The 25,497-nt window shown below is 53.7% G+C and carries 24 protein-coding genes and 1 pseudogene; 4 read left to right on the top strand and 21 right to left on the bottom strand.

Annotated features, from left to right (window positions below; all coding sequences use genetic code 11):
* Positions 1-276 precede the first annotated feature (276 nt).
* Complete coding sequence (locus FEAC_RS05490) at positions 277-1,194, top strand: lipocalin/fatty acid-binding family protein (RefSeq protein ID WP_152623100.1); 918 nt, start codon at positions 277-279, stop codon at positions 1,192-1,194.
* A gap of 33 nt (positions 1,195-1,227) precedes the next feature.
* Here the strand turns inward: FEAC_RS05490 and FEAC_RS05485 are convergent, their stop codons facing one another.
* Both FEAC_RS05485 and FEAC_RS05480 read right to left on the bottom strand, forming a co-directional pair.
* Positions 1,228-2,118 carry a nitrilase-related carbon-nitrogen hydrolase gene (locus tag FEAC_RS05485; RefSeq protein WP_052565719.1) on the bottom strand — a complete coding sequence of 297 codons (891 nt, stop codon included), beginning with the start codon at positions 2,116-2,118 and terminating at the stop codon, positions 1,228-1,230.
* A 143-nt stretch (positions 2,119-2,261) separates the two neighbouring features.
* Positions 2,262-2,996, bottom strand: coding sequence for a M48 family metallopeptidase (locus FEAC_RS05480; RefSeq protein ID WP_035388948.1), 735 nt, complete (start codon positions 2,994-2,996; stop codon positions 2,262-2,264).
* 1,717 nt (positions 2,997-4,713) lie between these two features.
* Between FEAC_RS05480 and FEAC_RS05475 the strand changes: the two genes are divergently transcribed.
* Entirely contained in the window at positions 4,714-5,805 is a 1,092-nt protein-coding gene (locus FEAC_RS05475; RefSeq protein ID WP_035388947.1) for a lipoate--protein ligase family protein, read from the top strand.
* Positions 5,806-5,971: 166 nt separating this feature from the next.
* Positions 5,972-6,337 carry an ArsR/SmtB family transcription factor gene (locus FEAC_RS05470; RefSeq protein ID WP_160290336.1) on the top strand — a complete coding sequence of 122 codons (366 nt, stop codon included), beginning with the start codon at positions 5,972-5,974 and terminating at the stop codon, positions 6,335-6,337.
* A 43-nt stretch (positions 6,338-6,380) separates the two neighbouring features.
* Here the strand turns inward: FEAC_RS05470 and FEAC_RS05465 are convergent, their stop codons facing one another.
* The 18 genes and pseudogenes from FEAC_RS05465 to FEAC_RS16340 all read right to left on the bottom strand — a co-directional run.
* Positions 6,381-7,028, bottom strand: a complete 648-nt coding sequence (locus tag FEAC_RS05465; RefSeq protein ID WP_152623099.1) for a Rieske (2Fe-2S) protein — start codon at positions 7,026-7,028, stop codon at positions 6,381-6,383.
* Positions 7,029-7,047: 19 nt separating this feature from the next.
* Positions 7,048-7,539 (bottom strand): DsrE/DsrF/DrsH-like family protein, encoded by a 492-nt coding sequence (locus FEAC_RS05460; RefSeq protein WP_052565713.1) that lies wholly within the window; start codon positions 7,537-7,539, stop codon positions 7,048-7,050.
* 15 nt (positions 7,540-7,554) lie between these two features.
* Positions 7,555-8,001 carry a biotin/lipoyl attachment domain-containing protein gene (locus FEAC_RS05455; RefSeq protein ID WP_035388946.1) on the bottom strand — a complete coding sequence of 149 codons (447 nt, stop codon included), beginning with the start codon at positions 7,999-8,001 and terminating at the stop codon, positions 7,555-7,557.
* A 2-nt stretch (positions 8,002-8,003) separates the two neighbouring features.
* Positions 8,004-8,441 (bottom strand): glycine cleavage system protein GcvH, encoded by a 438-nt coding sequence (gene gcvH / locus FEAC_RS05450; protein WP_035388945.1) that lies wholly within the window; start codon positions 8,439-8,441, stop codon positions 8,004-8,006.
* Positions 8,434-8,739 (bottom strand): hypothetical protein, encoded by a 306-nt coding sequence (locus FEAC_RS05445; protein WP_035388944.1) that lies wholly within the window; start codon positions 8,737-8,739, stop codon positions 8,434-8,436. Before FEAC_RS05445 ends, gcvH begins: the two co-directional genes overlap by 8 nt.
* A complete protein-coding gene (locus FEAC_RS05440; protein ID WP_035388943.1) occupies positions 8,739-10,904 on the bottom strand; it encodes a heterodisulfide reductase-related iron-sulfur binding cluster in 2,166 nt (721 codons plus the stop codon). Before FEAC_RS05440 ends, FEAC_RS05445 begins: the two co-directional genes overlap by 1 nt.
* Positions 10,905-10,906: 2 nt before the next feature.
* Positions 10,907-11,866, bottom strand: a complete 960-nt coding sequence (locus FEAC_RS05435) for an electron transfer flavoprotein subunit alpha/FixB family protein (protein ID WP_035388942.1) — start codon at positions 11,864-11,866, stop codon at positions 10,907-10,909.
* Between the two features lie 24 nt (positions 11,867-11,890).
* Positions 11,891-12,664 carry an electron transfer flavoprotein subunit beta/FixA family protein gene (locus FEAC_RS05430; RefSeq protein ID WP_035388941.1) on the bottom strand — a complete coding sequence of 258 codons (774 nt, stop codon included), beginning with the start codon at positions 12,662-12,664 and terminating at the stop codon, positions 11,891-11,893.
* A 1-nt stretch (position 12,665) separates the two neighbouring features.
* Positions 12,666-13,943: a (Fe-S)-binding protein gene (locus tag FEAC_RS05425; protein ID WP_236684609.1), complete on the bottom strand. Its 1,278-nt coding sequence runs from the start codon at positions 13,941-13,943 to the stop codon at positions 12,666-12,668.
* Positions 13,944-13,956: 13 nt separating this feature from the next.
* Positions 13,957-14,694 carry a hypothetical protein gene (locus FEAC_RS05420; protein ID WP_035388939.1) on the bottom strand — a complete coding sequence of 246 codons (738 nt, stop codon included), beginning with the start codon at positions 14,692-14,694 and terminating at the stop codon, positions 13,957-13,959.
* Positions 14,695-14,704: 10 nt separating this feature from the next.
* Positions 14,705-15,751: an FAD-dependent oxidoreductase gene (locus FEAC_RS05415; protein WP_035388938.1), complete on the bottom strand. Its 1,047-nt coding sequence runs from the start codon at positions 15,749-15,751 to the stop codon at positions 14,705-14,707.
* 17 nt (positions 15,752-15,768) lie between these two features.
* A complete protein-coding gene (locus FEAC_RS05410; RefSeq protein WP_035388937.1) occupies positions 15,769-16,959 on the bottom strand; it encodes a heterodisulfide reductase-related iron-sulfur binding cluster in 1,191 nt (396 codons plus the stop codon).
* Positions 16,956-17,675: a 4Fe-4S dicluster domain-containing protein gene (locus FEAC_RS16345; RefSeq protein WP_052565709.1), complete on the bottom strand. Its 720-nt coding sequence runs from the start codon at positions 17,673-17,675 to the stop codon at positions 16,956-16,958. Before FEAC_RS16345 ends, FEAC_RS05410 begins: the two co-directional genes overlap by 4 nt.
* On the bottom strand, positions 17,675-18,058 hold the full coding sequence (locus FEAC_RS05400) for a DsrE family protein (RefSeq protein ID WP_035388936.1): 384 nt from the start codon (positions 18,056-18,058) through the stop codon (positions 17,675-17,677). The genes FEAC_RS16345 and FEAC_RS05400 overlap by 1 nt, the downstream gene beginning before the upstream one ends.
* A 79-nt stretch (positions 18,059-18,137) precedes the next feature.
* A complete protein-coding gene (locus FEAC_RS05395) occupies positions 18,138-18,374 on the bottom strand; it encodes a sulfurtransferase TusA family protein (protein WP_035388935.1) in 237 nt (78 codons plus the stop codon).
* A gap of 379 nt (positions 18,375-18,753) precedes the next feature.
* Positions 18,754-19,353, bottom strand: coding sequence for a helix-turn-helix domain-containing protein (locus FEAC_RS05390; RefSeq protein WP_052565707.1), 600 nt, complete (start codon positions 19,351-19,353; stop codon positions 18,754-18,756).
* A gap of 15 nt (positions 19,354-19,368) precedes the next feature.
* Complete coding sequence (locus FEAC_RS05385; RefSeq protein WP_236684608.1) at positions 19,369-20,832, bottom strand: purine-cytosine permease family protein; 1,464 nt, start codon at positions 20,830-20,832, stop codon at positions 19,369-19,371.
* 924 nt (positions 20,833-21,756) lie between these two features.
* Positions 21,757-21,975: pseudogene (locus FEAC_RS16340) on the bottom strand (transposase); the annotation flags it as partial.
* 529 nt (positions 21,976-22,504) lie between these two features.
* Here FEAC_RS16340 and FEAC_RS05380 point away from each other — a divergent pair.
* The gene (locus tag FEAC_RS05380) at positions 22,505-23,875 is read left to right on the top strand and encodes an ISL3 family transposase (protein WP_082055614.1); all 1,371 of its coding nucleotides are present in this window, start codon (positions 22,505-22,507) and stop codon (positions 23,873-23,875) included.
* A gap of 129 nt (positions 23,876-24,004) precedes the next feature.
* Here FEAC_RS05380 and FEAC_RS05375 read toward each other — a convergent pair whose 3' ends face one another.
* Positions 24,005-25,357, bottom strand: a complete 1,353-nt coding sequence (locus tag FEAC_RS05375; protein WP_052565705.1) for a transposase — start codon at positions 25,355-25,357, stop codon at positions 24,005-24,007.
* Between the last annotated feature and the right edge of the window lie 140 nt (positions 25,358-25,497).

Here is a 25,497-nt window from a genome sequence, read left to right as displayed (position 1 = left end):
GGTAAAGATTAGGAACAATCCGCCTGAACACTTTTGCAGCATCGACAGACTTACCAGGCTCGTAGCCCGAACCGACACAGCCAGCTTCATTCGCAAAATAGGGCATCAGGGGCCGTGGTCGCCAATCACGTCCTATAGGCGTTATCGCGATCGATAGCCATGGTCGAGTCGAAGGCGTCCAAGAACTCGTAACAGATTCCACTACGATAACGACAGTTCGACTTGACTTTTTGCCATTATCTTCTAGACTATATATGTGAACTATGGGAGGTAGTCATGAGAACTACAACGGTGGGACCATTAGGAGGCATGCTCGTACTAGCAGCCTCGGGGATGTTGCTCGCTGCCTGCGGATCTAGTTCGACTGCCAGCACGCCAACGAATCCAAACAAAGCCCGAGCGGCCGTCTTGACCGCCTACCACTACGTCCGACACGAGAAGTCCGTCTCCTTTACGGGCACTATTTCGGTTACCACCAACGGTGGATCGATCTCCACCAGCATTAACGGCTACGCCGTTGCTGCTGGCAGCGGAGCCAAGTCAATCAACGCGATGCTAACTGAAACAATTTCGATACCAGGGGCCGCTCGCAACCTGACCATACACCAACGGATTGCCAATGGCGAGATCTTTGAGCAGATCCCTGCATCCGAACGCGGTCTAACTACCTTGAGTGGAGCCACATGGGTTCAGTATCCGTACACGCCGAAATCCACGAGCGAAGCTGCGTCATCCACCCAGACCTACGCAGTCAATCCCACTGCCACTCTCCAACTTCTTTTAGGCAAAGGCGCGAGTCAAATAAAAACACTGGGCAAAGACGCCATTGACGGACACACCACAACCGAGTATGAAGCTCAGATCAACTTCGTCAAAGAGCTGGCACAGCTGAAGCAGAGCAGCAATAGCAGCATGCTTTCCAAGTCGCTAGCTGGCCTAAATTTTGACGGACCAGCGCAGGCGAAGGTGTGGTTAGACAACAGTGGGAGGGTCCGCCAACTCTCGCTTACGATCTTTGCCTCGATCACCAAAACCGGGAGTACGCCTAACCTGCCTCTCACCATCACGGTCAGCGCTGACTACACCCATTATGGCGCACACTTCCCGACCATCACCGCACCAACCAGTGGCGTCATTCCACTCTCGACCTTTCAAGCCGATCTCGCAGCGGCACATCCCACTACCGCCTCCTGACCAACACGCTGAATGAGTGGTCATACAACGATCTCATCGTTGGTCTAAGAAACTCTCCAACGTAGTCTCGCAGTTGAATCCGTTTGGTTGAGGTGGGTCGACTTGAACAACCACCCGGTACACGTCCTCTCGGCGATCGCGAATGAGATCATTACGCGCCGTCACCGACTTGTCGCTTGCTCTCGACGGCTCGATATCGGTCACAGCAATTCCAGTCTGCTCAGCCGACAATGGTGTAATCACTGGATATCCATCAGGTGCAATAACAGTGGAGCAACCTGTCCAGTCTACGCCACGTTCCGTCATTCCTCGATCCGCGATCGCTATCCAAATCCCGTTCGTGGCTGCACTCGCCTGCGCCTTGATAAGCTCAATAGGACGCTCATCGGTCGGCGCCACCGTCGCTGGCCAATTAGTCGGGACCGCGAGCAGCTCAACGCCTTGCAACGCGAGAAGCCGAACTAGCTCCGGAAACTCAAGATCGTAACAGATGGCAACTGCAACCTTCGCACCCATAAGTTCACAGATCGGCGAGAGCTGACTACCCACCGAGAAGAACTCGCTCTCGTGATCCCAAAGATGCATCTTACGATAGATGAGCCGGACGCCGGTAGGATCGACGCAGGCCGCTGAGTTATAGAGCTTCCCATCCTCACCCAGTTCACAGAAGCCGCCGATAATAGCTAGGTCATGCTGGCTGGCGAGATCGTGCCATTCACCAAGGGTGGGATTTCCGCGGCTCGGACTCGCACAACTCCGGGCTTCAGCCAACGAGGAGAACACATAACCGCTGTCACTTAGCTCCGGAAGTAGAACAAGATCAGCACCCGACTCCGCAGCGGCGACGATAGCCTGAACTCCGCTCGCTCGGTTCCCTTGCAGGTCACCTACTGCTAAATCTAGCTGACAGACGGCTACTCTCATAGCAGGCACTCTACTCCAGTCGGCCAACCGGTCAGCCCATCTCACACACGAAGTGGGCAATGCTCAAAGAGTCTTCCAACGTCTACTCGCACCCAGCAATCGAGGGCCCTCATTGACAACATTCATCCTGGCAAACCGATGCGCTAAGACGGGGTCCAAAGGCCGGGGGATGACACCGACTGACTGAGCCGATGCTGCCGCGCCCGCCAATCTGGCATAGCCCGATCCATGCGTGCCTTGAATCGTGGCCCGTGTCCGCGTTCTAGCAGGTGGACAAGCTCATGGACCACAACACAATCAAGGCTCTCCGGATGCTTTTTAGCCAACTCTAGATTGATGGTGATCCGGCCGCTGCTCGCATTGCATGAACCCCAAAGAGTCTTCATACGCCGAATTCCCCAGTCGGAGGCGCGTGCGCCGACTATCGGTTCCCATGCACGAAGTACGCCAGGTATCGCATTCTTGAGTTCGGTGCGATACCATGCATCCAGGTAATGCCGAACACGATCCGATGTGCTTCCCGGCGGTACGCGCATATCTAGACGATCGTCCTCAAGCGTAACGAGGGCATGACCCGGCTGTTCAGTTACCGAAAGCTGACAACGTCGACCCCACACGTAGTGGAACTCACCACTCACCATCTTCTGCATATTCTGACTCGCCGCACGTTGAAAGCGTTCGCTATGTTTGTAGATCCAAGGCAGACGACTCCGCACTGCTTGTCGAACATACTCCTCTTGGAAACCGAATGGCACCGAGACTCTCACCTCACCACGTGGTGGATAGACGCCAATATGGAGGTGCTTGATGTGTTTGAAAACCAATTTCACATCGATGTCCTCAACCTTGATCCAGTACGTCTGCACCGCGACTACCACCTACGATCTCTTCCTTTGGAGCCATAATCTACTCGATGGAACCCTGGTATTCTTCGAAAGCCTGGGAGGGCACCACAGCGGTCGTCAATTTCATCAGAGCGATGATTGAGTTGATCCATGGAGCCAATGGTGGCTAAGCACTTTCTCCTGCAGCTCATAACCGCTTAGAGATCGAGCCGGTTGCAAAGTTACACCCACCTCCGATGCTCAGCAGCAGGGTGGCGGGAGGGAGCTTCCCCCTCCCACTCCCGTCAAACCGGACGTGAACCTCTCGATTCATCCAGCTTCCTGCTCGCAGCTGCTTCGTGTTGGCTCATTCCCATGGCTAGGTTGGCTAGTCCATCACTGCCCGTTCGCCTGCGGCCTTTGCTCTGGGGCCATTACAGCCCCTTCATCGCTACTACGCCCTGGTGCGTAATATCTGGTACTCTCGCCTTCGGCATTTGACCTCGGCGTATTCCCGCGCTCGCTGTTTCCAAAGGGACAACTACACGACTGGTTCCTGAGTTCAATATGAAAGCCTGCACTACGCTCATGCCACCTATACACCGAACACCGCCTGGCCAGAACGAGAAAACCCGCCAGACTTATCCCGGGGTAGTCCTGCAACCCTCGGTTTTGATGTCTTCATTAAGAATTTCGACGCGTCATCGGATGGTTCGCTATCGCTCATATGCGTAGTACTTACATGACGGAGGTATCTCCGCCCTTTAACACAACGCTCACTACCCTGGCACGTTACCAACGCAGCTTGTGCCGGTTCGACATCCCTTGCTCGTAAGTTGATATCGGAGGGCCAGAGAGCTAAAGCTCCTTCCTCCATCTTCCATATCGCATTGCTTGGCCAGCGACCTAGAAGGTCGACTTGTGATTAGCATTCACAGCACACCAAGACCCCTGCTCTTAACAGACGCTCCTTGCAGTGGTTTGGCACCCCTCCCTCGCAGAGTTGGCACCAGAGGGCCAGGGAGCATAGTATCTGCTCCTTCCTCCATCTTCTGTACGGCCTTGCTTCGTTGGTGACGACGTTCGCACGTCGTCACCTCCTTTAGCATTCACAGCACATGCCCTTCTGGTGGACTACCAGGGTCGATTATGACGAAGCTTTCCTCCGAAACAATGAACGCCTACTCAGAGCCTTGGTGGGTATAAGACCAGTCCTTCGATGGGAAACGCAGCAATGTCACATCCTCGCAGCAGCCAAGAAGAAAGATGTCACCGCAGCCAGTATCGCCATCATTGCTCACGCACCTGCACCTAAATACAACCCCGTGAGATGACCAGTGCGACCCAGCGATGCCGGCCAGTCTTTACCGGATTCGACTTGGCGCAATGCTCGACAACATGCTGGCTAGGTGTAGAATACTCACTCGCTGGACACATTGCAGCATCCAACCGATTGCGCTCATTAATGCAGAGAGGCTCGTTAGACACACCTATTAACGCTAGCGATTCTTCGATCTGAGGTGTCGTCGAGTGAGGTAGGCCATACTAGAAATGATGCTCCTAAAATCATCCAGTTCTCTACCACAGCACGCGTTCAAACAATATCGTACGCCGCTTCTACAACACACCCCAAGGCACATTAGATACCTTGAGTTTTAAACACAAACGGGGATTCTTTCCCCATCACCCCAGCTACCACAGAGGCAATATGCTCGACAGCTACATCCATTTTGTCCTGTTTCTTACCGATTAACGGTGGTACTATAGGTGAATGAATTCTGCTAGCCCTATCCGCATAATACAGGCCTTCGACCTCTCTCCACTCCGATCCCAGGCGATATATCACGCCATCGCAGAGTGCTTTACGGAAGACAGCCCCGACACGATTTGTCTCGTTCGCCCAACGGAACCCTACATTTGTATCGGTTACCATCAAGATCCACAGCGCGAGCTCGACCTAGAGGAACTCTCTCGATTCGGCCTCCAACTTATCCGGCGTCAAGTTGGTGGCGGTGCGGTCTACTTGGACGCAAACCAAGTCTTCCTGCAGTGGATATTTTCACCCAATTCGCTACCTGTCTCGATAGAAGCACGATATCGACTATTCATCGAACCGATCGTCTCGACCTATCAAAATATTGGCATACCCGCAGAGATGCGACCGGTGAATGACATACAGGTGAGGGGTCGCAAGATCGGTGGCTGTGGAGCTGCTCGCATTGGTGAAGCTGAGCTCCTGGTCTCTAGTTTCATCTTCGATATTGATCTGGCTACCATGGCATCTGTTCTGAAGGTGGAGACGTTAAAAATGCGCGACAAACTTTACCAAAACCTGACGGAGTATGTCACGTCCATCGCCCGTGAATTAGGATCACCATCACGACAGGAACCGATCGTGGATACCTACCTCGAGCAGGTGGAGGCTCGGCTGCAGCGCGAAATCTACTTCGATAATCTCAGTCCGTTAGAGAAAGAGCAGTTGGCAAGCACGGAGAGCCTCCTTGCAAGCGATCAGTGGACGTACGGTGGAGGCGGCCGACGAGTTGCGGGCGTGAAGATTCAACAAGGCGTAGCAATGCATCATGCGGCGTTCAAGTCCAGCGGTGGCCTGATTAGGTGGGTTGTTTTCCTAGCTGACGACAACATTATCGATGCCACGTTGGAAGGTGACTTCACCATCTACCCACTTGATGCACCAGTCTCACTAGCGAATGCGCTCCTCGGACGACGCTTGGATGCAGAACTCCGTTCAGAATGGGAGACCATCTTCCGTACCCTAGTTCAACAGTCTCCAGGTGTCTCGGCCAGCGATATGTTTGCTCCCCTTGAGATGATAGCTACAGAACTCGCCAGTTCACGGTAGCACACCGACGAGGCGTAGTCCTTCATTATGGCCTATGGCTTGCACTCCTCTCGTCTAGGCACCGTGCTAAATCGCATATCGATCCGAGATGCCACACAATTGGGCCCTTTCGGGTTGCCAAACCAATCGGACTTTTCCGGGTGGCACAACCACTAGCCTGAGGGCAATGGAGAATCTAGAAGAGCTGAGGAAAGAGTACGAACTACTCGTATCCGTAATGTGCAAAGCACTCAATGAGCCAAAACGCCTCCTCATCTTGACGCTGCTAGGGGAAAGGCCGCACACCGTATCAGACCTCGTCGAGGAGATCGGATCTCCACAAGCGAATATCTCCCAACACCTCGCCATTTTGAGAGATCGGGGTCTGGTCAAGGCGACTCGTGAGGGAACCTCCGTGACCTACTCGCTCTCACACCAACAGATTCTCACCGTGATCGCAACCCTGAGAGAGGTCATGCACGACGAAGTCGGTCACAAGCAACGCCTGTTCGCCACCTACGTTGATCCAACCCCCGACACAGAGGCTTCCTAGCTCGCTGCGGTCGTGACTCCTCCATCGGGTGAGTCCTGCTTAATTAAGAGACGGCTGGGCTGACAGCCCAATAGCGACCGGACTCCTCGACTACTCGCAGCTCCGTCAATCCGCAGTCTGCAGGTCCTCTCACACGTTCGCCACTTACGGCGAGGAACTGACTACCGTGAGCAGGGCAAGTAAGCACTCCATCTTCGACCAGAGCCGATCCGAGCGGCGCTCCTGCATGTGGGCATGGACCAACTAGACATACCGGCATCCCCTGTCCCTTCACTAGCAGCAGCTCGCCGAGATCATGCTCAACGCTTGCAATGATACCGAGACGTCCGGCAACATCTGCGGTGGCACACAGCGGAATCAGGCGTTCCCGGTTCGACCCTGACCGAATGCCTTTGTCAAGACGACGCAACAATACCGCCAATCCGCCCGAACTCTCTACTCTGTCGGCACCTGCACGTTCAGCTCCCTGCCATAGTTCACGATCCTGCGACATAGTATGCGCGATGAGAATAGCGCGCGAGTTTGTAGACCGCAGCCTCCTGAGTTCGAGCAGATCGGACTCATCCGACATCTCAACCAGAATCACATCGGCCAACTCGGGGTCATCCACTAACCGAAGTTCCCTCTGACTAATTGCACGCCTTACGCCTGCTGCGCCAGCCTTGTCATCATCTCTCGCGAAAACTAACACCAAGCGACTGCGACCATCATCAAATCAACATGCTGATATCGGCTTCTACAGCCATATTGATGAAACTAGCCGCACCTATTGGAGGTTGAATCCCTTCGATAAAATCATCCTTAGTCAGCCCATACAGATCCATGGTCATCTGGCACGGATGCAGTCTGACATCTAAATCAACCGCCATCTCTAACAGCTCCGTAGGCGAGGCCACTTTGTGATCTGTCGCCAGCGTTCGAATCATCTTGGTGCCCATACCAGCGAAGTTAATCTTTCCTAACTTCAGGCGATTCGTGCCCCCTGGATCTACAAGCGACTCGGCTTTTTGCATCCAGTTATCACCTGTTACCCGCACGTCATTCTTCTGTATCACTCTCAAGCCCCAGAAAGTAAAGAATACATCAACCTCAAGACCTGATGCAGCGGCGGTAGTAGCCAAAATCAAAACTGGCCATACCCGATCTAAATCACTGCTCCAGCAGATCATGGCCATTTTCTTTGTCTGATCACTCGACATCATTCCCCCTATCTCCTACTATTCAGCGCACCGAAAGCACTGAATTCCTTCGCGGTCAATGAGTTCGCGATAGTACTCTACGGCCGCATCTCCACTGACGAGCTCCGATAGTTCTGCATCACCCGAATACTCTATGACATAGAACCAACCAAGCTCGTATGGATCTCTATTCGCCACAGCCACGTCCGCGTCGAAAGAGACTCTGTTATTCTCTCGTATCACCCCGGTCAGTGGCGAAATCATAGGGCCAACCCACTTTGCGCTTTCCAAGACCGCCAACGGCCTTCCCCGCTCAACCCTGCGACCAGGACTCTTCCAGCTGAGTTGGACGAGCCGCCCCATCCGAGTCTGCGCAACATCGGTCATGCCGACTCGCGCAACAGAATCCTCGATCTTCACCCACACATCGGCCACCAGGTCATAAAAACGATCAGTAGGAAGTGCGCACCCAGCCCAAGTCTCCATAATTAGTCGCTACAGACGATCCCCTCGGCATCCAAAAACTCCCGATAGGCTCCTACTCCATCGGCTCCGGTTACCAACTCTGTAACGTCGCTGCTCCAATCATTGGGCCGCACTCTTGCGACCCAACCCTCCCCATATGGATCCGAGTTCAACAGGCCAGGGCTGGTCATGAGCCGTTCATTCACCGAAATCACCTCACCCTCGACAGGGCAAGGAACGGGGCCGACCCATTTTCCGCTTTCGACGGTTGCGAGGCTGCGGCCTCGCTTGATCGGCTTTGCAGCCGCCTTAAGCGACACTGAGATGATAGTCTTGGCCATATTCTGGGCAACATCAGTAAGCCCAATGATCACCTCATCACCATCAGGTCGAGCCCAGACATGCTTCTCGATCAAATAGTACAGATCCTCCGGCAGGTCGCAACCGTTTGCCTTACTCATGTGGCCCCTCTCCTCTGGGATATCCGATCTCAATCGGATGTTCTCCGATCAGATGCTGTACAAGAATGTCCATTCCTACCAATCTGATGTCCAACTCGAACTCCTGCACGAAGCCAGCATCCGGGTGACCTCGCTTGATCGCTTGACGATACACATCATCGCAAAGTGGACATTTCACACAATAGGACGGCCTGCTCCCCGTGGCTATGATCTCAACCAGCGCTGAGTGTGTTTCAATGAGATGGCGGTGCATCGCCTCATAACCGACTTGCATCGCCTCACATGCAGGACAGTGCATCAGACGTCTACCAGTTCGTTCGAAAGTGTGGCTTCAGCAAACAGTTCAACAATATCAATCACCTTGAGCTTGTTCTCGATACCCACAGTCTTCACCGCATCGGTAAACATCGCATAATCCTTTGGGCACGCAACCACGAAATAGTCGACGTCCAAATTCGAGGCCTCCTTGATACGGTTCACAGACGGACGCTCTTCAAGAGCCGAGTCATCCATCCAGATTCTTCCACCTCCCGCACCGCAACAGAAGGAGTTAACTCCATGCCGCGGCATTTCAACGAGTTCACACCCAAGCGCACTGATAACTGCGCGAGGCGCATCGAAGATCCGATTGTACCTACCCAGATAACACGGGTCATGGTAGGTTACGGTACGCATTAAGTTGCTTGGAGCAACTCTCCCTGTAAAGAGCAGGTTAGCCAAGAGTTCGGAATAGTGCAGGACGGGCTTCTCGAGTCCGAACGCAGGATACTCGTTACGCAAAGTATTAAAGCTATGAGGGTCAGTGGTAAAAATCTTCTCAAACGAAGCCTTGGAGAAGGCGGCCATGTTCTGCTCCACCAGTAGTTCGAAAAGCCCCTCCTCTCCAACTCGCCGGACATCGTTACCCGCATTCCGCTCCTCCTCAAAGAGGATGCCAAAGGAGATATCACTCGCGTTCAACACTTTGGCAAGCGTACGTGATATGTCCATTAACCGCTCATCGAATGAGGCAAAATCTCCAAGAAACCATAGGTACTCGACGTGCTCCGTACGAGCATCCGCGATAGGGAAATCCAGTCCCTTCGTCCATCGCGCCCGCATACGCGCACTCTTCCCGAAAGAGTTCCCCTGCGTAGCGATATTCTGGAGAGCTGTCTGTAGGGTCGGATCCATCTCTCCCTGGTCGACCAAGGATCGGCGTAGCTGGATGATGGTAGGCACATGCTCGATGCCGACGGGGCAGACTTCAACACAAGCCATACACGTCGTGCAAGACCAGAGCGTTTGAGCAACAATCACCTCTCCAGCAAGGGAGCCACCATCTGCCATCGGACCGGTGGGGGACGGCCTGGTCTCGGTATCGAGCAGGAGCGGAATGTGATGCTTGCTATCTGCCCATTGGCGCAAATCGAGAATCAGATCCCTCGGCGAAAGCGGAGCACCAGCTGTTCTAGCTGGGCACACAACATGACAACGTCCACATTTCGTACAGGAATCGAGACCTAGGAGTTCCTTTGGTGTGAGGTCATCAACTGAACTGTAACCGGTCTTGTTCTCTGGCGGAGGAGGAATACGCCTGATAGTCGAGAAATCCCTGACAGTGAGGTTGGTCGGCGAGGCCAGGATATGCCAAGCCTTCGACCAGGGAATATAGGCGACAAACGCCAATGCAAGCCCCACATGTACCCACCACAACCATGCATGAATCGCTCTTGCACCGGCAGAACTAATCCCCAACACTGCCAGCCCCTTGGCGATCAAATAACCCAGCCAGGTCCACTGTTCAAAGCTGGGAAACCTCTCGCCGTCGATCCTTAGCCCCTGGATCAGCAGACCCGTAATGAGAATCAACAGAAGGCCAGTCACGAAGATGTGATCTCCAATCACGATCTTGACTCTAGAGTAACCACTCTCTGGCTGTTGGGCCCTTGAGTAATCGAGCTGAGGCTCTTTCGAGAACCAACGCCGAAGCGCGAGCATGACCATTCCCACCAGCGCCAAGAGACCGGCAAGATCGAAAACTGCATTGTAGGCGAGGTAGAAGGGGCCTTGAAAGAAACTGTAAGTGTGCCCGGTAATGATCCGCGACGCGTTCCCCAACACGTCGTAGTCGAGACTCAGGATCGATGTCGCAATGAAAAGTCCGATGAATCCCCAGAAAAGAAGAAGGTGACTCACTCCCACCTTCCGCTTCGCCTTCATGATCGTCCGATTTGTCGCGATCGTAACCAACGAACTGGGCACCGTCGGCCGCTCCGATACATCCTGAATATCATGAGGATCACGCCTCCTGAGCCAGGCAAAGTCGGACAATCGCCTCCCGTGATTATAGGTCAGAAACCGCTTTATGAACCCTGCAAAGAAGATTGCCAAGGTGATCAGGGCCAAGACATAGAAAACGATCTTTGCGACCTCGGTCTCTCCACCGAAGATTTTCCTCGTCTCTACGATGGCGAACAGCATCCTTAGCCTCCGACGATATCGGTCAACTCAGGAACCAGGTCGAACAGGTCCAGGGTCGTCCCATAATGGGCGATCTCAAAGATCGGCGCATTCGGATCTGTATTGCACGCGATGATCGTCTCTGCATTGCGCATACCTTCAAGATGTTCAGGCGCGCCAGATATGCCAAAGGCCAGATACACCGCGGGCCTTACCTTCTTTCCGGATTTGCCTACTTGGTGTGGCTTAGGCAACCAACCCTGATCAATCACCGGACGTGAGGCCGAAAGTGGAGCCTTCATCGCCTCTGCGAGTTCAGCCACCAACTCCAGGTTCTCCTTCGAACCAATGCCTCGCCCTACAGATACGAGCAGCGGCGCCGCAGTAATGTCGACGCCACTGCTATCAGGTTCGCGAAGCTCTACCCCTCTTCCCTTGACAGTTGCCAACTGGTCGCTAATGTTAAAACGCTCTACTCTTGGACTCCCCACCGCCCTACCCTTATCGGCAGATAGAGAACCGGGCAGCACCGAAACGAAGGCAGGAAAGGTATCGATTTCACCCTCTGATAGCAATTTTCCACCGTAGAGTTGCGAAGTGACCACCAGGCAACCATCTTGCATCACAGCATCGAGAACGTAAGAGGCGATTGGAGTATTGAATCTCGTTGCCAACGCTCCCCCCAGATCAATACCTACTGTTCCAGTACTTACCAAAATCACCTGCGGTGAGACACTCTCAATTACCGCACCGATCGCCATCTCCCATTGTGGTGCACTGTATCCGGCCTCCATGCCCTCAACCAAGTAGAGAGCATCGGCAACACCGAATGTCGCCTCCTGGCCTATGTCATTGGCTACGATTACACCGAGTTCACCCGAAAGCTCATCCGCAAGCTCTCGGCCCTTCCCCAAAAGCTCAAAGGTCACATCAGGGTGTTCCCCAGTTACTCGCTCCGCGATCACCAAAACAGCTACCGTCATCTAATGCTCCTCATCTCCATATAGCTAGGCCTGCACGAGACCCTTTGACCGCAAAATGGCTACAATCTCCGCCGCCACATCCTTCGCGGAACCATTGAACATGGTGGCGCTACCTTGCTTCTCGGGTGGATAAAGTCTCCGCACCTTCACCTGAGTCACTGGAGTGTCGAGCGTCACCTCTTGCTCCTCGATTTTCTGTGTCTGCATCGCCTGCCTGATTCTGGTGATCGACGCATAGCGAGGAGCTTGTCTGGCAGCCTGGATGCCCAGCACGGAAGGAAGCTGCAATTCGCTCACTCCAACCAAGCCACCACCTAGCTCCTGAGCAATCCGAAGCGATGAGCCCGTCGATTCGACCCCCACCACCACCGCGGCGTGAGGCACATCGAGCAGCGATCCAAGAACGCCAGCGAGCTGTCCGTCCAGGTCATCAGCGGCTTGAACACCTGTGAGCACAAGATCGAAGGTCTCCTGCGCGATGAAGGATGCGAGTCGCTGTGCCCGCTCACGTGTCCTAATCCAGCTGAAAGGGTCATTGCCCGTTAACTTCACGGCACGATCAGCACCCTTAGCCAATGCCGCATACAACGTCTGATCGACATCCGGCTCATCTAGGGCAACAACGGTGATGGCAGCACCGCTCTCATCCTTAATAGTCAGGGCTTCCTCCAAGGCCGCCTCATCCCACTCGTTCGATACGAACTTCACAAAGTCGCGATCGATATCGGTACCCTGTCCGTCGACTTCTAGCTCTTCGACGAGATCTGCCAGTTGGCGCATGGCCACGACGATGTGCATCTCAACTCCTCCAGTCCTGTGCACGCATTGCTATATCCAGCATCTCGGCAATATCCATGACTCGCAAGTGTTCGTTGCCAGTCGACTTGGCTGCGTCCTCAAACCGCGATACCTCATACGGGCAAGCGACGGCGAGAATATCCGCACCGGTATCCGCAGCCTCTCGAACTCGGCGTTCCGAAAGCCGCTCCGACACGTGATTCGAATTAAATCCATCGAGCCACATACCTCCTCCTCCACCGCCACAGCAATAGGAGTTCTCACGGCACCGGCCCATCTCCAAGAGATCAACACCCGGGATCGCCTCCAACAACTTGCGCGGCGCCTCATACTCCCCATTGTGGCGTCCGAGATAACACGGATCGTGGAACGTGACCTTGGCATCAAGTCTTCCTTGAAACTCCATACGATCTACCATCGAAGCCAACAACTGCGAATAGTGCAATGCCTCAAAGTTGTGTCCATGCTTGGGATAGACTTTCCGCAGCGCGTTGAAGCCATGGGGGTCTGGAGTGACAATCCGTTTGAACTGATACTTGGAGAGCACCTCTACGACCTCCTCCATCAGCGCCTCGAACAGTCCCTTCTCGCCCGCCAAACGTTGCGAATCCCCCAACGTCTTCTCCTCGGCACCCAAGATCGCAAAATCCACATCCAGGCTGGCAAGAATACGCGCGAAAGCTTGGGCTGCTTGCTGCCCTCTCGGATGATAGCTCCAGTAGTCCTCCACGTAGAAAAGCACGTCTACCGGGCGTGGATCGTTCGCCAGAACGCGCACCTCGACATCAGCGCCCCTCGTCCATGCGTGCCGTCGCCGCGGATTCTCCCCCAACGCATTACCATAGCGAAAGGTCTTCTCCATAACCTGCTGCAGTTCTTCGGGTATAGTACCGTCAGCCATGGCAACCTCTCGAACCGCCGGCATGACTTCGATCATGTTGACCTGCTTTGGACACACTCGGAGGCAATTGCCACAGGTCGTACACATCCAAAGCTCATCAGCCCGGAAGAGGTCCAATCCTGTCTGCACTCCACGGTGGATCTTTCTCGGTCCGTACTCAGATACGAGGTCCACTGGGCAAACCGGAACGCACTTTCCACACCCATAGCAAAACTCAAGAGACTCTCCTCCTTCAAGTGCAGCAATCTTGGCAAAGCCAGCTGAGCTGTAGTCGGTCAGCACTCTTGATCCGAGCATTCTTGACGTTGACCCAGAGACATCCCACTCCCGTCCCGAGAGCTGCGAGACCACGATGGCCTCCTCCAGCTCGGTTATCACTGGCGGCTGCTTGCTACCCCCTATCGGCATCCAACTCCCCCTTCACTCCGAGAATGCGTCCCATAAATTCACCCAAATCTGGTAGCAAGCTATTGAACTCCTTGGTCATGCGCATCTTGATCATCGTCGAGGAATAGACCCCGTAAATACCAGCAAGGAACACGTCAAAGGCATAAGGACTACCCTCCGGCCCAACGAGAAGCGACGCAGCGCCAAGCGTCTGGAGGAGAAACTCGGTGGCAAATCGAACTCGATCGTAGGTCGCACCGTCGTTGGAGCCATAGAGGTCGGTCGGATCCTCAACAATCAGTGCCAACGCACCCGTCTCCTGTACGGGATCGAGTACCCATCTGCGCCAGAGGGGATGCAACTGCGGGTCAGCGCAATGAAGCACCTCTGATGCTAGGTCGCGCAAAAGTCCGTGGTCATGAAATCCGCATTCCGTGATCGTCTCATAAACCTGATGAGCCCCTTCGCCAGAGCACGCCATCCGGATTCCCGCTACGAGGATCTCGCGATCAGCCTCAGCCAGGATCTCCCTGCGATGTCGACGCACCGCAAAGAATAGGCCCAATAACTCGTTCAATGCAGCTGGTGCAAGATCTACCCTGTCTGCAAGATCGAGGACATATTCCCGACGAACCGCCAATCTTCGCTCTAACGCCAACTGACTCTCCATCGAAACCTGCATCGATATCATCGTCGAAAACTCTCGTGCCGCCTCGATATCGGCTAGCTGGACCTGTATCATTCTCCACTACCTAGACAAGCGCGTGAAGGTCACGTACTGCCTTAGCTGCCGCCAAACCACCGGTCGAAGCGCAATCCTCAAGGTCGCTAGGGCCGAGCGCAGCACCGACTGCATAGATGCCGTTTACCGAGGTGGAGACGGTGTCCAGGGGCGAATGAACCGCCTCTACGAATCCATACTTGTTCTGTTGAACACCGAGAAGAGCGGCCATTCTCCTCGTCCCAGGTGAGGCCTCCATCCCAACCGAAAGGACCACCATGTCCATCAGCACCTCCATCGGTCGACCCATGGTGGTGTCCTCTCCCCGCACAAGTAACTTGCCGTCCTTCGGGAGCACCTCAGTGATGATGCCCTTGACGTATTGAACATGGTGCTTTTCCTGGGCCGGCCAGTAGATTTGACTCTCCCAATAGCCATACATCCGCATGTCTATGTAGAAGATGAATACCTCGGCCGAGGGGATCGCAAGCTTGACCTCTATTGCCTCCTTGGACGCGACCCCACAGCAGACTTTGGAGCAGTATTCATTCCCGATCTGTCTATCGCGGGACCCTACACACTGGACAAAACAGATGCGCTGTGGTGTCTCCCCGTTCGAGGGACGCACGACATTGCCTTCCTTCAGCATTGCCTCAAGATCCTGGAGAGCAAGGACGTCATCAAACTCGTAGTATCCATAAAGCTGGGTTTCGCGACCGGGATCGAAATGGGTGAAGCCAGTCGCTATGACGATCGAGTTCGCCGTGAGCTTTGATACCGTGGATCCCGTAAGAACATCTAACTCGAATGCCCCTGCATCTCCCGACTTTCCGATCACCTCCGAACTTGTGAGTACCTCCACATTGTCAAAGGCAATCAGCTGCTCAATCAACCTCCCCATGACCTCCTCGGCGCTCTCCAGATATGGCGTCAACGAAGCATAATTCTCCTCGATCGGACGTCCACCCAAGTAGGCATTCTTCTCTACAACGGTGACCGGCGCCCCTAATTCCGCGGCCGCAATGGCCGCCGAAATTCCGGCCGGTCCGCCGCCAATGACCACCACTCTCTCCTGCATTACTCGCTCCTCAATCCCTATGCGTCGACATCTGCCCAAGTGAGGAACTCTTGCCCCCCACTCTTCAACCGCTCGGCGTCCTCTTGGAACTCAGCCCAAGCCGCCCGCCAGTCGATCCCCATCTTCTCAAGCAGCGGACGATAGTTGGTGGAATGCCAATGGAGCTGAGCCACCTTGAAGGGATGGGCTCCCATCGCCAGCGCCGCGAACTGAGCCTCACTCATCACCGGAACGCCAACATTACGATCGTGGGCCTCTGCAGCGAACTGACTCTTATCAAGGGCAGTGACACAACCGGTGTCATGGGTGAGGACGACGTCTGGGTCGGCCTCCTCTTTCATCACTTCTATCTTCCTCAGCGTCGAGAAAGAGCGCGTAAAGTCCCTCTGGACAAGGATGTGCCGAAAGCCGAACCCGCAGCAATCGAAGAAGGTCGAGTAATTTCTGAGATCAGCCCCGAGTGCCAACACCAGCCCACTCACCGCCGCAGTGCGTTGCCCGTGATAGACATCCGGGTCGAAGATCGCGTCACCCTCAACGAGCTTGTAGTAGTGACAGGCGGGGTGGACAGTGACGGCAATGCCCGACACGTCACGGACCGCCCTTGCACTGATTTCATCTCGTACGGCATAGAGCCACTCCGAGTAGTGCACGATCTCCTCGGGCAACACCAGGCGCTTACCAAGCCTACTAAGAACCTTGGTAACCTGCTGGCGCAAAGCGGCATCATGAAGCAACTCGGCCCTCACTTCCTTGTAATGACCGTACGACGTGCCACAATGAATGAGAGGGAAGTTGCCAGTCTCGTACGCCGCTGCGAAATTTCTCACCGCAACAGCTGCTTGAGCGGCCTGATTCGACGTCGCGGACGCGTAATAATTCCAGGCTGTACATGATGTCTGGTCTTCAGGATCTACGTACTCATATCCTAGTTTTCGCATGATCCAGAAAATAGATGTTGAGTATCCCGGAATATGACCACATTGGCCACAGGACTTGTGGTGCCATAGGTTGGATTTCTGGATCTTCTTTATGATGCCATACTTCGTTGGAACCTCAACAAAATCGCCAGTTATCCTCTGAACTACTAGCTCACCATCAGCTTCCAGTTCGAAAAGGCGATCATGAAAATCCTCCGAGCGCCGATCTGGTATCCGCTCGAACTTCTCCTTCTTTCCAATAATCACCGATATTGCAGTGTCAGTCATATCTCAATTCCTTCCTCTTCCAATTTCTCTTCCATAATCTCCTCTAGAATCATATGAATTCCTTGATCTACCTGTGCAATCATGTCGAGTGCTCCAGTATCGAGCCAAATTACATAAAGCTCGACCAGGGTTCTATCGGCAACTTTCCAACCCGTTGTCGTGGTGTGCATCGTCTCAGGTGGCAGCATTCTACGCCATAGATCAAGATTTTCCGAGACGTCCTTAACTTCGGGACCCCAATCCGGGAATGCGTCTGGCTGAAGCATATCTGGTGACACCTGGGTCCCAGTTGACATGATCTTATAGATGATACGGGAATACCCGGCGAGGGCATCCTTAGCCGAATGGAGCCCCTCTTTTACGGCAACCTCTCGCATAATAGTAATTATCCCCCCTGGATTATTCCCTCTTGGACACCGAAGACATGAGAAGCACTGCGAACACTCCCAAATATCCTCTTGCATCTGCTGGAACATTAAATCAACGTCTCTTCGCGCAGCTGCCTGCGCTATTCTGCGCGGGGAGAAATCATAAAAACGTGCAGAAGGACATGCGGCCACGCAGATCCCACACTCGTAACATCCGTAGAGATAGTCTCCGAAACGAGAGTCGACCATCACTTTCGAGATCAAACGCTCTTTCGTCTGACGATCCACATCGTCGTACCCTGCAACATGATCACGCTTCAGATAGGGATCCTTGGTAGTCGCTGGCATCAGAACGAGACCACCGCATCAGCATTCATCGCGAGATCGTTGAATGCAGCACCACCAATCATGTCCACACCTTCGATCAGGTCCTCAATCGTAAGGTCGTTGAGATCCAAGGAGGGTTGACACACCCAAAGTCTCACACCGAGGTCGGTAGCCTGTTTTATGAAATAGGAGAGTCGCTGGCCACGATCACCCTTCGGACCGATCTTGTCCACCACAGTCCTCTTCAACAGCTGCGGGCCATACATCGTGAAGTAGATTCCCACTTCGACCTCCATGGCCGCCGCTGACGCCGCTAGAAAGAAAGGGGTAGCGCAACGGCCGGGGTCATTCTCCCCATGAGTTTGCACATAGAGAACCTTGCCTTCGAATTCACCACTCCACATCGCGTGTTCCTTTTCTGCTCAGGGGCCTACAATGCCCACTCTGTCTCGACGGTAGATCTCGCACTGGAAGAATGCACCGTCAGCGAGCACGCTTGATCAACACATGAAAGACGTCGCCATCCTTTGTGATCTCCAAGAGTTGATTGCCCGTCCTGGTGGTCCACGCGTTCATGTCGGGCTCAACACCAGGATCGGTAGCCAGAAGTTCAAGCACGTCACCAATCTCTAGTGTCTTGATGGCCTGTGAAGTTTTTATGACCGGTAGCGGGCACTGGAGCCCAGTACAATCTAGAGTTTTAGACGGTTCATACGCCACTGATCCCCCCTTTGCAACACGGCACTCCGACCCGGCACCGGTCGGAGCCTGCATTAGTGTATGCGCACTAACGAATGTTACAGTAACACATGTTGGGCGTCCGTGTGATGAATTTGCGAAAATTGCACATCTAGCTGGTATGGCCAACCCTGAGCCTTCACGTCCCACCACCATCGTGAAGCGAACGTCCCAATCGTCGTCGAGTACATGAAGATTAGAGCCTCAGACGTCAGCAATTGCTGTTTTTACCTCCACCTCGTTGAACCCAGGATCGTCAAGTTCGATCTGTGCTCTGCGTAACCTACCGGGATAAGGGGGTAGTCCGCATTAATGGAGTGCGATGACATCAGATGACTTCTTTCCCGTCTGCTCTATGGACTTAAATCGGTATTTCTCTGGGTCCGACAATTGTCCCCTTTATCCACGGGTTTGGTAGTGCCGGGGCGAGGACCCAGAGGATACGAACATCTTCGGTCGCCGAGACGTTGCACCATGTGTGGGGCGTTGTCCCATTGAAGGTAAGTGCATCCCCCGAAGCAAGAAGAAGCACTTCACCGTCGAGAATAAACTCGATGCTTCCCGATACGACGTAACACACTTCGCACTCGGTCGGCATCGAATAGAGTGCATCACCACCTGTCCCTGTTGGACCCGCAGTCGTCTCAATCACTGTCACGTGTTTCTCTGTTGATGAAGTGAGAAGGGTGTCAATGATCATTTCTCCAGGCAGAACAGCTCGTTGACGCTCAGATGCACGTGTTATCTGATACGCAGGCTTAGCAAAAAGTTCCTCCATGGAGAGACCAACGACTTCGCAAATCGCAATCAGTGAGTCCACCGAAGGAGAGACTAGCCCTCGCTCCACACGAGAAAGAAAGCCCTTTGATAGCTCCGTCTTGCCTGCGACATCGGAGAGCGAGAGGCCAGAAGCTTCACGCGCCTTTAATAGACGTGGTCCAATTGGGTATCCTTTTGACACAATTGCCCTGATGGCCTATCCAAAGTCAGCCTTGAGAGTCGCTTCACTCTTGGCGATAGCTTGCTCTTCGGTCTTTGGGTCAAAGCCGCGAGTAATGAGTAGATAGGCGATTGCTGTGACCACAAGACCCACCAACCACGAGATATCAGTGTCGTTGAGCAGCTTCGCAACCGGTCCAATGTAACTTAGTGAGCCCAACTGCGGCAAGACCATGAATGGGATCTCGGCGGCAAAACCAATGGCGTAGGCTGTGATGCCTCTCCAGTTCCAACGATGATAGATACCATCAAGTGAGAATAGGTCCGTAATTGCATAGTGTCCCCGACGCACATAGAAGAAGTCAATCAAGTTCGTTGCCGTCCAAGGCACTAACAGGTACAACATGAGCGTCAGTGCTGTGAACACCGTGTTGACAGCACTTGTGGTGATCATGTCACCAATCAGGTACCAGACAATGGCAAGGCCAAGGATGGAGACGATTCGAGCGGCACGCGTTGGGTTGACCTTCTTAAAGCAGTCGATACCGGTCAGGAGTGTCAGTGAGGCTCCATAGGCATTCATCCCCATGGTAGCAAGTAGTGCAAGTGCCGATGTAAGCGCGGCCACTGAGCCGAGGCCTCCGAAAACGTTATTCCCTGCCGTCTTGAGGCCCAAGAGACCATCGTTCGCACTCAGATGAATTGCTAGCCAGGCGCCAAGGGCAATTAGCCATATTGCCGATGATGACGCCCCAAAAAACACCGAGAAGATCACGGAACGACTCTTAGTCCTACTGGGCAGGTAACGGGAGTAATCCGAGACGTAGGGCGCGTAGGTGATGTTGTAAGCAGCAGCTGCTGAGAACTCTGCCATGAAGGCCGTGAGCTTGAAGCCATAATGAGTCTTAGGCGCAAAGCCGCCGGCATGGCCTGTGATGATAGCAATCGTGATGATGGTTACCAAGGGGAAGGAGATGACGAGCAAGATGCGAAAGATCCTGTGAACCCAGTCGTGTCCAAAAATTGCGAGTAGTGCAGCGGCTATTACCGTCACCAGTGCGATAGCCGTCGGGTTCCATCCATAAGCACCGGAGATGCCCTGTGCGAGAAGTACCTGATCGGTAACGTTGAACGCCATGTACGTAAAGAGTGCGACAAACAAGACGATCACAACTCCGCGATAACCGAATTGTGCGCGTGACTGGATCATCTGTGGCAGGCCGAGCTTTGGGCCTTGGGATCCATGGAATGCCATGAAGAACGTCCCGACGACGATACCGAGAAGTCCAGCGAGCGCAGTCCACCATAGTGAGAGGCCCATTGCTGGGCCAATGAACCCGATTGGGATTGTGAAGTATTGGAAGTTGCCTAGAAACCACAAGGGTGCTTGATGCCACAGTTTGCCGTGGCGTTCCCTCTCCGGAATCCAGTCGATTGAATGCACCTCGATGCCCCGAATCGCCGGCATCGTTTCTTGTTCCTGACGTGGTTCGGTGTCCACTGCCGCCCCCCTCCCGCAAGCCGTTGCTCCACAGTATACGAACGTTTTTGATATCAAGTACGCCAGATACGAACATAATTGAATCTGATCGCAAATTTTATCCTTGACGAATTTTGTGACTGAGGAAGCATCGTTGGATGGATGGCGAGTCGTGCAGCCAGGTGGAGTGGCGAACCCTATGTGATCAGCCAGAAATGCGAGAGCGCCAACCAGCATAGATAGCCGAGGAAATGGCATGTTCTGCCTGGTTGCGTACACCAGATCAAGTAATGGCAAAAGTCATCACTAAGGGCAATTGAATGCGCAAACATTGGCGGGAAAATAGCTAGTCTCACCAAGCCCACCCATCTGAGAGTTTACGAAAGTACTGCTCTACATCGTAGATGCGTATTCCTGCGAAATGTGCCACCTGTTCTCGCTGAAATGTGCCACCCCCTAGAGGGCGCGAGACGGACTGCTTGAAGTGTATATCTGATGGGTCGAGAATTGGCTCCTTTCGATTGATTTATGTGCACCCCTGAAAACAATCGACCAATCTGGCCCCACCCCACACAACGAGAACCGTCTTCTCCACTTATCTACTGTTTACGTTGAGAGAGGGTATTTTGGCAATCACGTTGGTCTCCATCCCTTCATCTACCAACAAAGCGATCTTGGCTCGGCGAGCCTGAGCCTGTGTGGCTGTTGTCTGACGAACGAGGGCCATTAGGTTCTCTCACTCCTCCTGAGAGAGCGTTACCCGATAGAGGATGGGACGTCCACCGACGTGCCTCGTAGGCTCCTCATTTGTGATGTGCTCTTCCTGCTTTCCCATAACCGACCACCACCCAGAGTAGATTCCAACTGGGATAGCCTGGCGTACGGGTTAAAAATCCCTTATTGAAGTAATTTCTGAGAAAGGGCACAAATCGTTTTAAGATCTCCTTACACCATTGCGAGTTGCTCGTTCTCTTTGCAAAGCCTACGGTTCTCTGCAGTGATATCCGGGGTTGCCCCCACTTCCCACCGCTCCTTGTGGGCTTTGTCAACCCAGTTAAACAGCGTCGGCTGTTGGATGCCAAGATCTTTGGCTACCCGCCTTACCGAGGAGTTCCCACTCTCGATAGGTCCGACTGCGTCTTCTTTGAATTCGTCTTCTAATTGTCGACGGGTCCTTTCTTTCCTAGTTTTCTGATCTTAAGTTTGAGTCGGGAATGAATCCCCTTATGGTCTCTTTTAGAGCGTCACACTTTAATTCGTGACATTTCCATCAATCAACTCTGGGAGTCATTGGAGCAATATGGCCTCTGAAATGGGCAAATGTGGCTGGCGGGCCAGGGCTCGAACCTGGAACCTCCTGATCCAAAGTTGGCTCTTGAGCTCTTAAATAAAGGTCATGAGTATTCATCAGAGCAGCTAGGAGCGTGAGTCCGAATCATTTCCAAAATCCAGGGCTGGGGTCCTAAAATCTCCCAAAATCGGGGGTTGTAGTCTCGGGTTCTTGGTTTCGGTCCCGAATTGGGGTCAATGATCCCAAGTCGGACCTATTCGCTGTGTTCTAGGCCATCACCAACCCTGCATTCACTCTTGCATTGGAGAGTTTTCGTGGGACTTCGGATTTAAGTGGGGAAATTAGTCGGGTATAGCCACGCACTAGGGGTGAGTTTGGGAGGGTCACAGGGGCTCTGCCAGAATGGGATTAGTAACAACTCATCACTGGAGGACCCCTGTGGAACAAAATCCTATCCGCATTGCAGAGATCTTGCTCGGTCTAAAGGACGTCAATTTGATTGGTGTCGAGGATCTGGGTGACGAAGATTCAAAGACACCCCTTCGGGTCCATATCGAGTGTCTGGGTGAGCGGCCAAAATGCCCAGTCTGTAATGGGATGAGTTATTCCAAGGGAGGCTCACTAGTAGAGCTGATTGATCTACAAAGCTTTGGCCGTCCCGTAAGGCTCATCTGGCACAAACGCAGGTGGGTGTGCAAGGATGAGACCTGCATCGCCCCGTCATGGAGTGATGTGGACACTAGGATCGCAGCCCCAAGGCTAAAGCTCACCGATAGGGCAGCTAGATTCGCAACCCGAGTGGTTGGTAGAGACGGGCGATCGGTGTCATCGGTAGCCAGAGAACTCGATTGTGACTGGCACACGATCAATGATGCTGTCATTGCTTATGGGACTCCTCTCGTTGAGGATCCAAATCGCTTTGGTAAGGTTCGTGCACTCGGATTAGATGAGACCCTGTTCTATCGCGAGGGTCGCTATCGGACCCAGAAGTGGTCTACCTCAATCGTGGACGTTATGAGCGCAACCCTTCTTGATGTAGTTCCTGGTAAAGGAGGTGCGGAGCCAAAGAAGTGGATAGCTAGTCAGCCCAGGGAGTGGCGTGATGATATCAAGTGGGGAACCCTTGACCTGGCTGGTTCCTATAGAGCGGTATTTAAAGAGGCGTTACCCAACGCTGTCCTGGTGGCCGATCCATTCCACCTCATAAAGATCGCCAACACTCGCCTTGATGAGACGAGGAGACGAGTACAACAGAACATCCTTGGTCACAGAGGCAGAGGTGGGGATCCGCTCTATCGCATCCGGCGACTCCTTAATATGGCCAAGGAGAAGCTCACCGAGGGTGCCAACGATAAACTTACTCGCTTCCTTGAGGCTGGAGATCCAGATAACGAGGTAGCTACCAGCTGGCGAGCCAAGGAGTCCTTACGAGAGCTCTATACCTATCGTGACCCAAAACTCGCCAGAGACCACCTCGATGCCCTCATCAGTGACTTCACCGATAACCAACGACCCCCAGAGGTCCAACTACTTGGGAGAACCTTGAAAAGCTGGCATGATGAGATCCTGGCCTGGCACAGCTCCTTTGTGACCAATGGACCGACAGAGTCGATGAACAATCTCATTAAGCGGATCAAGCGCATCGCCTTTGGGATGACAAACTTTGCAAACTTTAGAATCAGGGCGCTCCTTAGCGCTGGTAAGCCCGACTGGTCACCACTAGACACTGTTACCCCGGTGACAACGCAGCTCTCTAGCGCACTTGGTTCGTAACCCGAACCAATCAACCCAATAAGTAAGACATCAGGGAGAACCCCTTGTCCCCTCTTGCCCGTTCACGGGTTGTGTAGCTTAGGCCTCTCCAAATGACGGCCCCAATCTGGCCAGTCACCTCAGATGCGTTCAACAACTTGCCGATTCCTGGTCGATCTTGGTACCGGATTGCCGCTTATTTCCGAAGACCCGTTTTCGTAAGTTATGACAGATTGAGTGCAGCATCCATTCCGTTTGGGCTCCCGATAGTCCTCGAAGGCGTAGGTGGCCCGCTTTCTGTCTAACTTTCATCTGTCCAAATACTGGTTCGACGATAGCTTTGCGTCTTGCATAGTCGATGCGTCCAGGCTTGGTTCGAAGAGAGCGAGCCATGCGTTCTCTTGGCGTTGCGTTCTTTGGGATCCGCCCGCGTGGGGACTCACTGACTCGTTCGTTGTGCTTTATGCGTCCGGTTGCGACGAGAGCGTTGATGTCGAACTTGGTGATGTGGCCAAGGTTGGCCTCCGAGCAGTAGCCAGCATCAGCTAGGTAGACCCGTGGCGAACGTTTGATCTTTGCTGCTTTGAGGCTTGTCGTAGTCGCCTCGATCATGGGGATGAGTTCGTTGACGTCTCCGGCGGCTTGGGTTACCTTGGTTGCAACGATTACCTGAGAGCCTTCATCCACCACTGCCTGGGCGTTGTAGGCGAAGTGGAATCCCTCGTTGGTCTTCATCATCCGAGAATCGGGATCAGTGAAGCTGCGTTGGGCTTTGGGGTTTGGTCGAATTGGGGTTTGTGTAGCATCAGCATCGGTGCTGGTCGGGGCCGGGGCAACGGTCTCGGTGGAGCCGGCACCCTTTGCATCATCAACAACGGTACCCTCGGTCTTGGCATCGGTGCTGGTCGGGGCCTGGGTGTTGGCCTTGACATCAGTGCTGGCCTTGACCTCTGCCTTCTTGCTGGTTGTGGTGTTGGCCTTGGCACGCTTATCAGCTTTGGCCTCGGCCTTAGCACGGGCCTCAGCTTCGATGGCCTCCTTGGCTTGACGCATCTTGGCTATACGGGTCTCACGACGACGAAGCTCCTCAGGGATCTCATCACCTCGCTTGTCAACCCCAAAGGCTTCGTCTTCTGCCAGATCTGTTGCCTCAGCTTCGGCCAAGATTGTGGCTACTTGCGCTTCGAGCTCTGCGATCCGTGGTCCAAGGCGCGAATAGCTCATGGACTTACGTCTAGACGCCGAGGCTCTTAGTTTGGTTCCATCGAGAGCAACCCTGCCAAGCTTGACCAGTCCTGCCTCGGAGCAGAGAACCAGTACCTGGTTAAACAGATCACCAAGGGCCTTCTCGTGACGGCGATGGAACCGAGCCAGTGAACGATAGTCAGGAGTAGTGTTGGCACTAAGCCAACGAAAGGCTATATCGATGTGGCATCTCTTCTCCATCTCCCGAGAGGAGGTAACCCCGGTTGAGTAGGCATACAGGAGAAGCTTCAACATCATTGTCGGGTCATACGGTGGCCCACCCAGAGGCCTCGACATAGAAGGCATAGATAACTGAAAGATCTAAGAGCTCATCTACCACCTCGGAGATAAAGCGTGCTGTGTGATCTTTGGGAAGCCAGTCATCAAGGGAGGGAGGC

The organism is Ferrimicrobium acidiphilum DSM 19497 (assembly GCF_000949255.1).
In the GTDB taxonomy this organism is placed as follows: Bacteria; Actinomycetota; Acidimicrobiia; order Acidimicrobiales; family Acidimicrobiaceae; genus Ferrimicrobium; species Ferrimicrobium acidiphilum.
This window is presented reverse-complemented; position numbering and strand designations above follow the sequence as displayed.